We start from the raw sequence: 14768 nt of genomic DNA on the forward strand, positions 1-14768 counted from the left end.
GGGAATATCGGGTCATATACGACTGATGGTTTTATTCCAAATTGGGTAAATTAGGTTTGACTTATCCTTCGGGATAACATAATATATGAGTAAGTATTCATACATTGTTTTTGAAAGAAGGTTGCCTTTATGAATGAATATCGTGTCAAAGGACTGTCGTGCGCAGGCTGCGCACAGCGGATTGAAGATGAGATCAAGAGATTAGAGCATGGCCAAGACGCCACGCTGAGCTATAACTCCGGCAAGCTTACCCTGAATCCGGACGTGTCTATGAAAGACGTGAACCGGATCTTGAAATCGGACAACGCGTATATCGCCAAATCGCCGGAACATGATCATCATCATGCTGGCGAGCACGGCGGCCATGACGGCCATGACCACAGCCATTCGCATGCGGACGGCAATAATAGAATGCTCAAGCTGCTTATTGGCTCAGGGGTCATCTATGTTGCCGCTTTGTTGCTGGAAGGTACGCTGAATCAGCAGGCCATCATCCTGCTCTTCCTGGCGGCAACGGTAATAAGCGGATATACAACGTTCATTCGCGGCTTAAAAAATCTGTTCAAGCTTACGTTTAATATCGATACCCTAATGACCATCGCTCTTATCGGGGCCATCGCCATCGGCGAGTGGAAGGAAGCTACGCTGGTTGCCATCTTGTTCGGCCTCAATGAATTGCTTGAGGGCTACGGGATGGAAAAAGCCCGCAGATCGATGGAAACTTTGCTGCAAGTCGCGCCTAAGGAAGCGATTAAGCTGGAGCATGGACAAGAGACAGTCGTTCCTATTGCCTCCCTGCAGGTTGGCGATCTGGTGAAAATCAAGCCCGGCGAGAAGATCCCTTCCGACGGAATTGTATCGGATGGCCGAAGCTCGGTGAACGAAGCCGCCATTACAGGGGAATCCTTGCCGGTAGAGAAGGAAGCCGGGGAGCCGGTCTTCGGAGGCAGCATCAACAATGAAGGCCTGCTGATTGTCCGAATCGAGAAGGCTTATAAGGACTCCTCACTGGCGAAGATTCTGCATCTCGTCCAAGAAGCACAAGAGACCAAGACGCCTACCGAGCTGTTCATCAATAAATTCGCAAAATATTATACGCCGCTCATCATGCTCATAGCAGCGGTTGTTATCGTGCTGCCGCCCCTCTTCTTCCAGGCGGATTGGATGAGTTCCCTATATCAAGGACTATCCGTTCTTATCGTCGGATGCCCTTGTGCCCTGATTCTGTCTTCGCCGATCGCTATCGTTTCCGGCATTACGCGTACAGCCCGCAACGGCATACTCGTGAAAGGCGGCGTATTCCTGGAGCAGCTCGGCAAGATCGATACGCTGGCTTTTGACAAGACGGGCACATTGACGAAAGGCGAGCCGCATGTTGCACAGGTTGAAGTCTATGATGAAGAGCAATTCTACCGGGTTACCGGCGCAATCGAGAGCACCTCTTCCCATCCGCTGGCCAAAGCCATCATGAAGGAAGTGCAAAGCAAAGCGATAGCGATCCCTGAGCCGGATGAGATTACAACCTTATCGGGCAGCGGCATTCAAGCTCGCATAGAAGGAAAGGCGTATTGGCTCGGCAATGAAAAAAGCATCAGCCATCTATCCATCCCGGACGAGATCCAAAACCGGATCAACAGGATGAAAGAAGAAGGCCTGACGCTTGTCCTTGCCGCAGACGACCAGAAGGTGCTTGGCTTGTTCGGCATCTCCGACGAGATTCGTGAAGAAAGCCGTTCCGTTATTGCTTCGCTGCATCAGCTCGGTATTAAGCATACCGTCATGCTGACTGGCGACCATCCGAAAACGGCGGAAAAAGTAGCCTCGGCTGTGGGCGTATCCGATTATTACGGAGGACTGCTCCCCGAAGATAAGGTAAGCCGGGTGAGGGAGCTGTCCGCCGGGGGCACTGTCGCCATGATCGGCGACGGCATCAATGACGCTCCTGCGCTGGCCTCCGCACAGCTTGGCATTGCCATGGGCAAAGGCACGGACAGCGCGATCGAGACTGCGGATATCGTCTTGATGCAAGACCACTTGGGCAAGCTGCCGGAAGCGGTATCGGTAGCGAGGCGCGTCAACCGCGTCATCAAATTCAATATCATTGTTGCGCTAGGCTTAAAGGTGGTCGCTCTGCTCTTGACCATTCCGGGCTGGCTGACGCTATGGATCGCCATTCTCTCGGATATGGGCGCCACCATATTTGTCACTTTGGTCAGCTTGACCATTATGATCGAGCGAAAATCGCTTCGTAAAGCTTAGTGAAACTCACTCGATCCATCTCGCTATAACGCCAAAGAACCTTCAAGCGGCCCATCAAGCTGCTGAAGGTTCTTTTGTCGGCAAATGCGCTGTTGGCTTAATGATCGCGGTTGACCATGAAATGCAGAAGCTGCTTCAAGAATCCGTTAGGCCGCTCCATGCCATCAAGCACGTCCATCGCCAGACAATAATGCTCCCACATCTCTCTCTTGGCAGCATCCAGGCCCAGAATAGCCACAAACGATGAAATATTGTTGTCCGCATCTTTCCCTGCGGGTTTGCCAAGCGTATGGGTTTCGCCTTCAGCATCCAGCAAGTCGTCTTTGATCTGAAAGGCGATTCCGGCATGATAAGCAAAAGCCTTCAGCTTCCCCATCTCGGCATCGCCGACTTGAGCGAGAATAGCCGGCATGACCAGACATGCCTCGAAGGCGATGCCCGTCTTGTAATACGAGACTGCACGGAGCTGCTCCAGTGTCAGCGTCATCCCTTTGAACTGCAAATCCATCGCTTGACCCATACTCATCTCCCCTGCTTTTTGGGACGAATATCGCATCAAGGCTAATACTGCATGCGGATCGAAATCGGTAAGCGAAGCCTGTTCCTGCGTTGCTTTCTGGATCAGGTACAGTCCCGTCAGCTCCGCTGCCGCGCTGTCATGGAGCTGATGCAAGGTCGGCTTTCCTCTGCGTACCGACGCATTATCCTGAGACGGGAGATCATCGAAAATGAGAGATGCGGTATGCATATATTCGAGCGAGCGTATTAACGGCGTTAGCGAGGAAGTCGGAAGTCCGTACACCTGCACGCCCATTACCCACGCCAAGACAGGCCTGAGGCGTTTGCCGCCGCCTTCAAGGCTATAGTTCGCCGCATCGATCAAGGATATCTTCATCGGCGGAGCATCAGGGTCGGCTGCGATTGGCAGATGATAATTGATCTGTTCCCGCACGGACTCGACTGTATTGCGGAAAGCTTCTTTTTCCTGCCTATTGCGCCTAAGCACATCTATCAACCTGTCCCGCAGCAGCTTGTCGTAGAAATCGACATCCTCCGCCTTGTTCACCATGTGCTGAACAAGCCGATTGAATTCCGGATTGCCGGAAGCCAGAATACCCATCAACTCGTTATATTTCTCGGCGCCAATCCGCTCCTTGCACCGCTTCAACCCGTTGATTGCCCGGTCCAGCAATATATCCCGCGTCTTGCCGTGCCCGCGGTAGACCTCGCGGATCAAGTGAGCAATCACAGTCCAATACAACTCGAATGGATTAATCAAGTCCGGCCGCTTAACACGATATCGAAGATAATAAGTATAAGGCGTTACTGCGCCATCCCGCATATCCTCGAATACATCTGCAAAATCATCCGCCAGCTGATTATAGATGCCGTAATAGAACGTATGCTGATCGAAATCCTCATCCTCGGATGCGCTAAGCACCGTTCGCACGATCAATCGTGAAGCGGCGGATTTCAGAATTACGGGGTAATACAGCTCTTCGTTCGTATATCCGGGATTGTCGAGCTTCTTGCGCCTGTCGACGTCCTGCGCTTGGAAGAATACATAAGATTGCTCATAGAACGCATGCAGCCGATCTGGCTTCTGATAATGTTTAATGTAGTTAAATGCCTCCCGCAGCTCTGCATGAACATACTGAACAAGCTCTTGGTTCGGTCCCGGCCACTCACAATGCTCGGGAACCGTTCCCTCAAGCAGCGATGTCCGTATCATATCCGAATACTGCTGCTTCTCCTCCGCATTAAGCAGGCTGCAATCCAGCAAATCATCGATAAATGGATACGTTAAGCCGTAGGAGTAGCCCAGCCGGATGGCTTCATCCAGCCTTTTGGAGCGTTCATCAGCGTCCGCTGCCCCATCCATTTCATCCGTAACATGCATGACGACACCGACTATAATCTTGATCAGCTTCCGCAAAGCATGATCCGCATCCATCTCCTTCGGCAATCTTGCGGATACAATCCTCAGCTTATCCATTACCCATATGACGGCATCCTCGACGCCTTCCTTCTGAGCCCAACGGTAGAGATTAGCCAGATTCAGAGCGTCTCCCTCGTGCTGCTTGGAGGCAGCCGAAAGCTTTTTCTTAACGTCATTAACTACCTTGCGTATCTTTTTCTGCGTCTTATGAGAATGGAGCGCCTGCCCCAGATCTCTCATATAAATATAGGACACGCTTCGATCCAAATAATCATCAAGCTTGCCTGTGTACCGCAGCCACTGAATATAACGGTCATATTGCTTAGAATCTGGCTTGCGGGCGCTTCGCGCCATGAGCGAAAGCACGGATTGATGAATCGGATTTCTCTTCCATTGACGAATATCCTCTGTCAAAGCAGGCACATAGGACTTGCTTGCCAGCCCTATCCTCAAAGCTGCGAAATAATGAGCGGCTTTCCCTTCCGCCCGCCGATACCATGCATCGGCATCATCCATGATCGTCTCATTCATACAGTAGATTCCCTCAGCTTTTATTATGATAATTTGATCTATATGTTCCACTCGGGCAGATGAGGTCTATCCTGGGATGGCTGGCTAGCTTTATTTATCTATTCCCGCCGGCCGGATGATCTCACCACTATATACGTGAAGGAATCTCTTGGGTTACGAAGTATCAGAGGGAATGAAAGGGCATTGCAGCTAATCCCCATTAGTTAATACCATTAAGTATTGCAGTTTGCCAAAAAGCGCAAGATCGCATCATTGACGAATACAGGGTTCTCCCTGATCATCCCCTTTTTTGCTCAGCGTTATTAGCTGTTTCAGCTTCTTGTCCACTTCAATATCAACATACAATTCTATTCTATAGATGTAAATACTTGCAGCGATGCCATCTCCGCCGATTCGCCCGATTGCTCCATTTGACTATTGTCATATCTTACAACAAGAGATGGAAGGGCTTTGTGCCGCTAATTAGTATACATAGCTTCATCTTTTATATATAATATAGAGATGATGTAGGTTCACGTGGATAAGGTCTGAGGACTCTCATTCATTCTCCCTACTTCTTTTTTAGGTTGGAGCCTATTCTTATAGGGGAGGTGAAACGCGGATGAAAGAGGAACTCGAGTTGTCTACACGAGAATTGATTATGAAGATGCTCAAAACCCAAAGCGAATTAAGCGCCAAGGCAATTACAGAGCAGCTCGGCATTACCGGAATGGCCGTCCGCCGACATCTCGCCGTACTGGAGAAGGAAGAGCTGATTGAATATACGACAGTCCGCCAGCCCATGGGGCGGCCGGTCTCGGTCTATCGGCTGACCGAGAAGGCGGAGGATTTTTTCCCTAAGCGGTACCATGCAGTCGCGCTTGACCTATTGTCTGAGCTGAAGGAAGAAGCAGGCGAAGATATGGTCAATCACCTGTTCGATCTGAGGCAAGTTTCCTTGCAGAAGCGCTATCTGCCCAATCTGGACGGCAAAGACCTTGAAAGCAAAGTCGCTGCATTAGCCGAGATACAAAGCAACAACGGCTATATGGCAACTTGGGAGAAAACCTCGGATGATGTCTACGAGCTGACAGAATACAATTGTCCTATCTATCAAGTAGCCAACAATTACAATCACGCATGCACTTGCGAGCTTCGGCTGTTCGAGTCGCTGCTCGGCGCTGAGGTAAGACGAACGGAATGTTTGGCCAAGCAGGGCAAAAAATGCGTCTACCGCATTCGGAAGAAGCCTGCAACAGATCAATAACAACTGCGTAATAGCGGCTTCTGCATTTCTACTTTATATACATTGGTATTCACTATGTTGATTTTATAGAAGATGCAGCTTCACTGCTGACAGCAAGTAACCAAGAACGAAACGCAGCCGTTCATCAGCCGGATGAGGCGAGCGTCAACTAATGAGGAGTGTACTGAACATGGAAACAAATCAGCCTTACCGAATTTTGCTGTACTACAAATATGTAACGATTGCGGATTACGAAGCTTTCGCAGCGGAGCATCTTGCTTATTGCAAGGAGCTTGGCGTGAAAGGCCGGATCCTGATCGCTGAAGAAGGCATCAATGGCACATTATCCGGCACGATCGAGCAGACGGATGCGTATATCGCCCATATGCGCAGCAACCCCCTCTTCGCGGATATGGTATTCAAGATCGACGAGACCGACACGCACGCCTTCAAGAAGCTGTTCGTCCGTCCGAAGAAAGAATTGGTTACGCTGCGTTATCCTACTCCGCTTGACCCCAATGTCATAAGCGGCAAGCGCCTGTCGCCAGAGGAATTCCATGAGCAGCTGCAGCGCGACGATGTTATCATTATCGACGGAAGAAACGACTACGAATACGATCTCGGCCACTTCCGCGGCGCGATCCGTCCAACCGTAGAATCGTTCCGCGAGTTCCCGGAATGGATTCGGAATAATCTGCAAGACGCAAAGGACAAAACCATCTTGACCTACTGCACGGGCGGCATCCGCTGCGAGAAGCTGACCGGGGTGCTCTTGAACGAAGGCTTCAGCGATGTTGCCCAGCTTGATGGCGGCATCGCAACGTACGGCAAAGACCCAGTCGTACAGGGACGTCTCTTCGACGGCAAAATGTATGTATTCGACGAGCGCATCTCGGTTCGCATCAACCAGACGGACGAGGATATAACGGTCGGCAAATGCCATCATTGCGACAGCCCGACAGATCACTACATTAACTGCGCGGACGATCTGTGCCACCGTCAGCATCTGGTGTGCGAGGAATGTCTGGAGAAGCATGAGGGCTATTGCTCCGATGATTGCAAGACCAACGATAATCTGAACAAGCAACAACAAGCCCAGTAACAACAAGCGGCGAGCTCCCCAACCGGGAAGCTCGCCGTTTTGTCTTCTATTTGAATTTCATATGGCTGCTATGTCCGGGCGACAAGCGCGCCTGCGGATCGATATACACCTTGGCATTGTTGACGGCTGTCGGCGCTTCGCCGAAGCCGACCGCGATCAGCTTCAGCTTGCCGGGATATGTGGTGATATCCCCTGCAGCGAATATGCCTGGAATGCTAGTCTCCATTCTGGAATCTACACATATGGAGCCCTGCTGCACGTCAATTCCCCACTCTGCAATCGGTCCAAGCGAAGAGACAAACCCGTAGTTCACAATGAGCGAATCGCATGGAAGAACCAATTCCTCTCCGGTCTTGCCGCTCGCTAGCGTGATCCCTTCCAGAAGCCCTTCGCCGGCTAAGCTCTTCACATCCATCGAGGTCAACACTTTCACGCTAGACTTCATGAGCTGCTCTACGCTATGCTCATGCGCCCTGAACTTGTCCCTGCGATGAACCAGCGTTACGCTCTTCGCGATCGGCTCCAGCATAAGCGACCAGTCGACTGCGGAGTCGCCGCCGCCGCAGATGACAACATCCTGCCCAGAGAATGCCTGCAGATCCTTAATGAAGTAATGCAGGCCCTTGCCTGCATATTCTCTCGCCTCAGGCAGCTCCAGCTGTCTCGGCTCGAAAGCGCCTACGCCTCCTGCAATGATGACGGTGCGCCCGTAATGGACGCCTTTGTCTGTCACGACTTTGAATTGCCGCTCGTCTTCCTTCACCACCTGCAGCACCTTCTCCTCCAGATGTACCTGTACCGGGAACATGCTGATCTGCTGCTCCAGGCGCGACACCAGCTCTCCTGCTGTAACCGCAGGAAAGCCTGCAACGTCGTATATATTCTTCTCCGGATAAAGAACGGCCAATTGCCCGCCCAATTGCGGCATGCTGTCGATGATTTTCATGCTGGACTGCCTCATTCCGGCGTAGAAGGCCGCAAACATGCCTGCTGGTCCTCCTCCGATAATGAGCATATCTACGATATCTAGTTCATTCTGTTCTGTATTCATTACTGCTGCATTCCTCTCTGCTGCTTGGTTGTTAGCACTTCTTGGCCGTGCCTCTGTATGTTGCGGTACGGAAGCTTGCCCCGCAGCCGCAGCTTGCTTTCACATTGGGATTGTCCATTGTGAACCCGCCGGTCATGCCTTGCATCTGGTAATCGATTTTAAGTCCCTCTAAGAATGGAACGCTGCGCGAATCGACAAGCACCTCATAGCCATTCATCGACACATTTATATCTTCCTCCGACCGCTGATCGTCGAAGCGCAGGTCATACGATAAGCCGCTGCACCCGCCATCGACGACACCAACACGGAGATACATGCGCTCTTGATCCAATCCGCTCAGCATCTCTTTAATCTGCCGGGACGCATATTCACTAATTTCGATCATTGCTTTCACCCTCATTTCATATGGACTCCACACTTTATATATATATGTGTATAAAAACTATATACGTAGATCATAATCATAAATTTGCGCGGAGTCAATAAGTAAACTTTTTAAACAACAATGTTGACTAAGTGGCTGTGCGTGTCTAAGATTAAAGTGTTACTTCCCACAACGAAGAAGGAGGAATTCAATATGGCATTTGTCATTACATCTCCCTGCATTCCGGAAAAAGCGGCAGAATGTGTGGACGTATGCCCGGTAGACTGCATTGTCGAGGGCGACGATCAATATTACATTGATCCCGACCTATGTATTTCCTGCGGAGCATGTGAAGCGGCTTGCCCTGTAGGAGCCGTATTCGAGGAATACGACGTTCCGCCAAGTGAGGCGCATTACATAGAGAAGGCTGTACGGTTTTTCCAGGATGCGTAATACATGAAGTCATATTGCCAGCACAAACAGGACTGGATCGGAAGACCAACGGGTCCTCATCCAGTCCTGCTTTATATCCTATCATGAGCATTAAGCGCCCATTTTCAGCTCGCCTTCGCTTTCAATCGAAACCTTGAATCTAATATCGGACTTCAGATGCGGCAAATATTGGGATCGCCATGCCTCCAGCTGGTCCCGCTTCAGCTTATTGCGGTATAACTGGCCAAGACCCAAAATGTCGGCTTGATCGGCTTTCATTTTGTTCAACACGTTTTGAAGCCGCTGCTCTAATATCGCTTGCAGTTGCTCCTTGATCTGCTCCTTGGTCGGATTGCCCTTCATCTCAAGGAGCTTCACCTTCAGATGTACCGTGCTCTTCAGGACTGGAATTCCATTCTCCATGGAGCTCTTATTGTGAATCCGATTACCCACGATCTGGACGGTTGCACTGTTCATGACCTCTATCTTGCCCTTTACATTCAAGCCGTTGAAGATGTTGGCTAACAGCGTCTCATTGGCGCTCAGCCTTCCCACCATCTTCCCGTTACGGATAATGGCGCTGCCCATCGTCTCGATCACAGTCCCGCTTCCGGACTTGATAATCGGAATCGCTTCGTCATGCGTGAACGAGTGCACGCTTCGGAACAACTCCCATATGCGCGACTGCGCTACCTGCGGACTCCACCCGGCGTCGAATTGGAAAAAGTCCTCCAGGATCGTGCCGTTGTTCCGGCTGTAACGCTTAATCTTCGAGAAAAAATGCTCGATTGGCTCATCGCAGATGACAGCCATTGTACGCGGGGAGATGACATTCGTTCGCATAAAGGCGGATACGGCATCATTAATTCCTTCTTCAGCATACGCTTTCTCAATCAGTATCACTTTCAGATGCAGCAAATCCATCTGTGTCTCCATATTGGCACCGATGCGATCTACGATCTCATTAATCGTGCTTCCTGTCGCCCCTACAAAGCGAAATTCCGTCCCCGAATTGTTGGTTTGGCTAGGCTCCGGTATTTGGAGCAGAATTTTGTACAAGTCCTCCGACTTGGAGATTCCCATCACGACGGGAAGCGAGCGATGATTGATATCTTTATTGTCCCAACAGCCTGATAATATCCCCATCGCGGCAACAATTAGCAACAGCAACGATACTCGTGCTAGCAGGCGCTTCCTCATTGCTCTGCCTCCACCTTCCTCTTCTTCATATAACGGTACCCCATCACCAGCAATGCAACAGGCAGAACAATAATCGAATAGATTCGAGGAATCACATTCCACCAGAGCAGCCGGTCCAGCACAAGCCAGTCCGGAATGAAGAGGCAGACCAGATAGATAATTGCTGCTAGAATGAGCAAGGGTACCCAGTCCGGTGTGCGGGCCGCCATTCGAAGCACCTGTACAATCATCCATATGATAAGCGCGAGCAGCAGCATAATGAAGGAGATCAAACAGATCATAAAAAACATGGATACGCGGTCGAACATCAGCCATGTGATCTCCACCGTCTCTGCCGCCTCCAGAAAAGGCAAATTGAACAAAACCGCGGTAGATCGGCCATAGGTCAGAACCGGGATATAGACCGACAGGAGCAGAATCGGCAGCATACAGACGCATGCAACAATCACCTTCGACGGCTTATACGTGAGGGCAGGCTGAATAAAGCCAAGGAACAGAAATCCGCCGCTAAAGACCAGCATGCTTTTGTAGAATGCGGTATGGCCTAAAAATGAAAACGACATAGTTCCCTTGTCCAGCAGCGGAAAGACATAATACCAATCTGCATTCTGGAACGAGCTGAACAGAACGAACAAGATAATAGGTACGCCTAGCAATACGACTAGCAGAGCAGTGCGAAATATGGCTTCCAGTCCCAAATAAGCGATGTATACCGCTGTACCTAGCAGGAGCGCCATAATCGCCCAAATCGGCGTGCTGGTAAGAAATAGCGACATAATGACTTCAGCGTAGGCGCGAAGCGTGACAATCGCTACCACGGTGAAGTAGACGGCAACCGGCAGCAGCATAGCCAGTGCGACGATTTTCCCCCTTTCTTGCAGGATTGTGATAATGCTGCTCCGTCCGCCGAAGCAGCGGATTCCCTTCAGATAGATGCCGATCATGACGAGATAGAAGCAAAAACCGATTGTAATGGGCAGCCAATGGCTGCTTTCGGCGCTTTCGAGAATTTGGCCCGGATAGAAGATAAAGATAATCCCGATATGGCTTATCAAATAAACCGCAACGACTTGTCCTGTCTTATCCATTCGCATCACCATTCGGCCTCATCAGATGCACATAAGGAATGCCGAACGATGTAACGCTCGCCATATATGCGCAGATGAGAACAAGCCCTGCTACCAGTCCGTAAAGTCCGAATATGGCAGAGAGAAACAAAATTAAATATTTGAAGACACGAATCGTCAGCGAGTTATGGTATCCAACAACTGTGGAGCTTGATATCGTCGTCGCCGCCAGCACAATAATGAGAATATTGCTGACCAGCTTGGCGCTGACGACAGCCTGACCTAAGATAATTCCGCCAACCATCGTGAGCGTAGGTCCGATGCTCTTCGGCAGCCGGATGCTGGCCTCGATAATTAGCTCCAGAATAATAAGCAATAACAATGTCTCTACCAGTGAGGGATATGGCACATCCATCCGGCTCCTGGCAATCGTCAAAGCGATCTCGATCCGCAGCATATCGGGGTTCACGGATACAAGCGAAACATATAATCCCGGTATGATGACATTAGTGAGGACCCCAATAACTCGGAGAAAACGGGTCAAATACGTGTACACCAGCGGATAGTTGCGGTCATTCTCCACAGCGAACATATCTGTGAGCAAACTTGGCACGATTAGCGCGAACGGGAAGCGGTCAAGCAGCAGCACGACCTTGCCTTTCTGCAGAGCACGTTCAACTTCTTGCGGAAGCTCAGTCGAGTTGAATTTGGTAATGCCGGTCCAGGGGTTGAAGCCAAGCATGCTGCTCAGATTTTGCAGATTCTGGACATTCATGCCGAGATTCTCTTCCAGCTTCTGAATGATTCCCTCCAGCAATCTGGGATTCGCACATCTCTCCCGGTAGATTAATACGATCTGCTTCTGCTTGTCCGCGCCAGTCCAATAGGTGTGTGTCCTTAAGTCCTCAGCAGCCGCAGTCTTGCGAATCAATCCGATATTCGTGTCTATATCCTCAACAAATGCACTGATCGACCCTCGCACAACACTTTCAGTTATTGGCGCCTCGATACTACGTGACAGTATGCGTGCAGTCGGAGTAAAGCTAATGATCCGGTCTCTGGCCTCGAACCAGATCAGCAATTGTCCGCGCAACACTAATGATACAAGCATATCCGCATCGGGATTATCCAGGAATTCCCCCAGTCCTTGAATAAGACGGGGCGTTACCTCCCATTCCGTATCCGCAATTCGGGCTGATTGGGCCTGTAGATGACGCAGCGTCTCAGCAAAGTCAAAAAAAGTCTGATAACCGAGTAGTATAACCGATTCGCCAGCCATCGTTGTAGGAAACCGTATGAAGTCTGAATCTTGGCCTAGGCGCAGGATGACCCTTTCGAATAATTTCAAGGCAGATTCACCTCATCATTTTTCGTATTATATTTTCCCGTATTTTGGATATTATGCACATGCTTAATTTAATGAAAAAGCCAGCCCATGGCGGGCTGGCTTTTGCTTCTGAATTTATTCATGGAAATTACAAACTAATGCTTGTATTGATCTTTCCTTAACTCTTACAGCCCTCTTGTTCTGCAGGCAATTGAACCGAGACAGTAGTTCCCTTGCCCTCTTCGCTCGCTGCTGCGATTCGGCCATGATGGAGCACGACAATCTTCTTGGCGATAGCCAGTCCAAGTCCGCTTCCGCTAATGCTGCGGTTGCGCGATTGATCGGATTTGTAGAACCGCTCGAATACCTTATCTAGCTGCTCCGGCGCAATGCCGATCCCCGAATCGGCAATCGCAAACCAAATCTCGTTGTTCGAAACGCTCAGGCTGATCACAATATGTCCGCCTTCAGGCGTGAATTTGATGCTGTTGCCAAGCAAGTTCATCCATACCTGATTAAGCTGATCCCGGTCTGCCGTGATGGGGATCGAACCTTCCCAATCCAGATCAATGATGATCTTCTTCGCTGACCATTGCGGCTCGCAGGTTACGACAACCTCTCGTATTTGCTCATCCAGATGATAACGAGTCGCTTCAAACGGGTGATGCTCCGAGTCCAGCGATGCGAGCTTCAGCAAATTGTCGCTCAGCTTGGACAGCCTGCCGCTCTCTGCAATAATGATATCAAGGTAATGGTTTCTATTGCCCTCGGCAACCAGGTTGCCTTGCTTTAGAGCAGTTGCAAAACCGCTAATAGAGGTCAGCGGCGTCTGGATCTCGTGGGATACATTCGAGACAAAGTCTTGTCTCATCTGCTCCAATTGCTTCAGTTCCTTCGCCATGACATTGAAATGATGCGACAATGCTCCCATTTCATCCCCGCTTGTCGCTTTGACGGTGACATCAAAGTCACCCTTGGCGAGCCGCTTGGTCGCATGAGTGAGGGCTTGCAGCTGTTTCACCAAATACCTGGCAGCCAGCACGATACAGATGCTTCCTATGAATAGTCCGACTATCAAGATGAGCAGCATCATCCGATTCATAATATTCTCATTCTGCGAGGAGAACTGCATGAACATCGCATACGGCTTGCCATCGATCAAGAATGGAAGACCGATGAAAGTCGGCTCTCCGCGGCCGGGAGAGCGATACTCCTTCCCTTGCAGCACCTGGTTTATCACTTCCGGCGCAACCTTGACATGCTCCGTATCGGGAATGCTGTAGTACTTCACTGAGCCCGTTCTGCTGTGAAGCTGGATCGGATGCGCCGAGACGTTCACCATACGTTGAAGGAAGGCATCGGGATCATTCGGCTTCGTTTGCTCATAGAGAAGCATCATATTCTCGCCTACAGCCATCATATCATCTTGCCCGGTGGAGTGAATTTCTTGCTTGAAGAAGTAATAGCCTATCAGGAAAGCAGAGAGCAAGCTGAATAAAATAATGGCAAGAAATACGGCGATAATGCGAACATACAGCGTTTTGATCATGCTAGAACCAGCCGGTAGCCCAGGCTGCGCGCTGTCTCGATCTGGAAGGAAGGCACGTCCCCGGCAAACTTCTCTCTGAGTCTCTTGATATGAACATCGACAGTCCGATCGTCGCCTTCATAATCTTTGCCCCAGATTTGAGCAATCAGCTGCTCGCGGGTGAAGATCTGTCCCGGATGATTCGCCAGCTTGAACAGCAGTTCAAATTCCTTCAGCGGGAGGCTGATTCTCTCCTCTCCCCGCGTCACTTGATAGCTGCCGCGATTCAGCGTCAGCTCGCCAAGCTGTACGATCTGCGAGGATGCGATCCTATACCGTTTCAGGAGGGCTTTCACCCGCATGACCAGCTCCAGCGGATCAAACGGCTTGGTCACATAATCATCCGTCCCAAGCTGGAAGCCCTTCACCTTCTGTACCGTCTCGCCCTTGGCCGTAACCATCAAGAGCGGGATATCCGCATGATACTCACGAATGGCTTTGCATAAGTCCCACCCGTTCACATGCGGCATCATAATATCCAGAATAACCATATCGACATGGCTATTCTCTACAATCCGGAGCGCCTCTGCGCCATCCCTGGCCTCCACAATCTCAAAGCCTTCCGCGTTCAAAAACAAAGCGAGCAGCTCGCGAATATGCTTATCGTCATCTGCAACCAGGATTTTGGTCATCCCCTATTTGCCTCCAATTGTTTCTGATTTCCTATTAGCGGAAGAAGCCTA

General features: G+C 50.3%; 12 protein-coding genes. 4 read left to right on the top strand and 8 right to left on the bottom strand.

The window, feature by feature from the left end:
• Positions 1 to 129 precede the first annotated feature (129 nt).
• Positions 130 to 2259, top strand: a complete 2130-nt coding sequence (locus tag D3P09_RS00735) for a heavy metal translocating P-type ATPase (protein WP_120106260.1) — start codon at positions 130 to 132, stop codon at positions 2257 to 2259.
• 97 nt (positions 2260 to 2356) lie between these two features.
• On the opposite strand, the gene D3P09_RS00740 is transcribed toward D3P09_RS00735, so the two are convergent.
• The gene (locus tag D3P09_RS00740) at positions 2357 to 4729 is read right to left on the bottom strand and encodes a polyprenyl synthetase family protein (RefSeq protein WP_120106263.1); all 2373 of its coding nucleotides are present in this window, start codon (positions 4727 to 4729) and stop codon (positions 2357 to 2359) included.
• A gap of 601 nt (positions 4730 to 5330) precedes the next feature.
• Here D3P09_RS00740 and D3P09_RS00745 point away from each other — a divergent pair.
• Both D3P09_RS00745 and trhO read left to right on the top strand, forming a co-directional pair.
• Positions 5331 to 5975, top strand: coding sequence for a helix-turn-helix transcriptional regulator (locus tag D3P09_RS00745; protein WP_120106266.1), 645 nt, complete (start codon positions 5331 to 5333; stop codon positions 5973 to 5975).
• A 169-nt stretch (positions 5976 to 6144) separates the two neighbouring features.
• Positions 6145 to 7056: an oxygen-dependent tRNA uridine(34) hydroxylase TrhO gene (gene trhO / locus D3P09_RS00750; RefSeq protein ID WP_120106269.1), complete on the top strand. Its 912-nt coding sequence runs from the start codon at positions 6145 to 6147 to the stop codon at positions 7054 to 7056.
• 46 nt (positions 7057 to 7102) lie between these two features.
• Here trhO and D3P09_RS00755 read toward each other — a convergent pair whose 3' ends face one another.
• On the bottom strand, positions 7103 to 8107 hold the full coding sequence (locus D3P09_RS00755; RefSeq protein ID WP_120106272.1) for an NAD(P)/FAD-dependent oxidoreductase: 1005 nt from the start codon (positions 8105 to 8107) through the stop codon (positions 7103 to 7105).
• A 31-nt stretch (positions 8108 to 8138) separates the two neighbouring features.
• The gene (locus D3P09_RS00760) at positions 8139 to 8507 is read right to left on the bottom strand and encodes a HesB/IscA family protein (RefSeq protein WP_243643862.1); all 369 of its coding nucleotides are present in this window, start codon (positions 8505 to 8507) and stop codon (positions 8139 to 8141) included.
• 177 nt (positions 8508 to 8684) lie between these two features.
• Here D3P09_RS00760 and D3P09_RS00765 point away from each other — a divergent pair, with 177 nt between their 5' ends.
• Entirely contained in the window at positions 8685 to 8924 is a 240-nt protein-coding gene (locus D3P09_RS00765) for an indolepyruvate ferredoxin oxidoreductase subunit alpha (protein ID WP_120106274.1), read from the top strand.
• A 90-nt stretch (positions 8925 to 9014) separates the two neighbouring features.
• Here the strand turns inward: D3P09_RS00765 and D3P09_RS00770 are convergent, their stop codons facing one another.
• The 5 genes from D3P09_RS00770 to D3P09_RS00790 all read right to left on the bottom strand — a co-directional run bounded on the left by D3P09_RS00770 (position 9015) and on the right by D3P09_RS00790 (position 14717).
• Positions 9015 to 10103: a Ger(x)C family spore germination protein gene (locus D3P09_RS00770; protein ID WP_120106277.1), complete on the bottom strand. Its 1089-nt coding sequence runs from the start codon at positions 10101 to 10103 to the stop codon at positions 9015 to 9017.
• Entirely contained in the window at positions 10100 to 11197 is a 1098-nt protein-coding gene (locus tag D3P09_RS00775; RefSeq protein ID WP_165867264.1) for a GerAB/ArcD/ProY family transporter, read from the bottom strand. Before D3P09_RS00775 ends, D3P09_RS00770 begins: the two co-directional genes overlap by 4 nt.
• On the bottom strand, positions 11184 to 12518 hold the full coding sequence (locus tag D3P09_RS00780; protein ID WP_120106282.1) for a spore germination protein: 1335 nt from the start codon (positions 12516 to 12518) through the stop codon (positions 11184 to 11186). The genes D3P09_RS00775 and D3P09_RS00780 overlap by 14 nt, the downstream gene beginning before the upstream one ends.
• Positions 12519 to 12675: 157 nt before the next feature.
• A complete protein-coding gene (locus D3P09_RS00785; RefSeq protein ID WP_120106285.1) occupies positions 12676 to 14046 on the bottom strand; it encodes a sensor histidine kinase in 1371 nt (456 codons plus the stop codon).
• A complete protein-coding gene (locus D3P09_RS00790) occupies positions 14043 to 14717 on the bottom strand; it encodes a response regulator transcription factor (protein ID WP_120106288.1) in 675 nt (224 codons plus the stop codon). Before D3P09_RS00790 ends, D3P09_RS00785 begins: the two co-directional genes overlap by 4 nt.
• Positions 14718 to 14768: the final 51 nt, after the last annotated feature.

The sequence above is a fragment of the Paenibacillus pinisoli genome (genome assembly GCF_003605435.1).
Lineage (GTDB): Bacteria > Bacillota > Bacilli > Paenibacillales > Paenibacillaceae > Pristimantibacillus > Pristimantibacillus pinisoli.

Coding starts and splice junctions, on each gene's coding strand:
- D3P09_RS00765 (WP_120106274.1), top strand. CDS start 8,685: ATGGCATTTGTCATTACATCTCCCTGCATTCCGGAAAAAGCGGCAGAA.
- D3P09_RS00785 (WP_120106285.1), bottom strand. CDS start 14,046: ATGATCAAAACGCTGTATGTTCGCATTATCGCCGTATTTCTTGCCATT.
- D3P09_RS00745 (WP_120106266.1), top strand. CDS start 5,331: ATGAAAGAGGAACTCGAGTTGTCTACACGAGAATTGATTATGAAGATG.
- trhO (WP_120106269.1), top strand. CDS start 6,145: ATGGAAACAAATCAGCCTTACCGAATTTTGCTGTACTACAAATATGTA.
- D3P09_RS00735 (WP_120106260.1), top strand. CDS start 130: ATGAATGAATATCGTGTCAAAGGACTGTCGTGCGCAGGCTGCGCACAG.
- D3P09_RS00770 (WP_120106277.1), bottom strand. CDS start 10,103: ATGAGGAAGCGCCTGCTAGCACGAGTATCGTTGCTGTTGCTAATTGTT.
- D3P09_RS00790 (WP_120106288.1), bottom strand. CDS start 14,717: ATGACCAAAATCCTGGTTGCAGATGACGATAAGCATATTCGCGAGCTG.
- D3P09_RS00760 (WP_243643862.1), bottom strand. CDS start 8,507: ATGAGGGTGAAAGCAATGATCGAAATTAGTGAATATGCGTCCCGGCAG.
- D3P09_RS00740 (WP_120106263.1), bottom strand. CDS start 4,729: ATGAATGAGACGATCATGGATGATGCCGATGCATGGTATCGGCGGGCG.
- D3P09_RS00775 (WP_165867264.1), bottom strand. CDS start 11,197: ATGCGAATGGATAAGACAGGACAAGTCGTTGCGGTTTATTTGATAAGC.
- D3P09_RS00755 (WP_120106272.1), bottom strand. CDS start 8,107: ATGAATACAGAACAGAATGAACTAGATATCGTAGATATGCTCATTATC.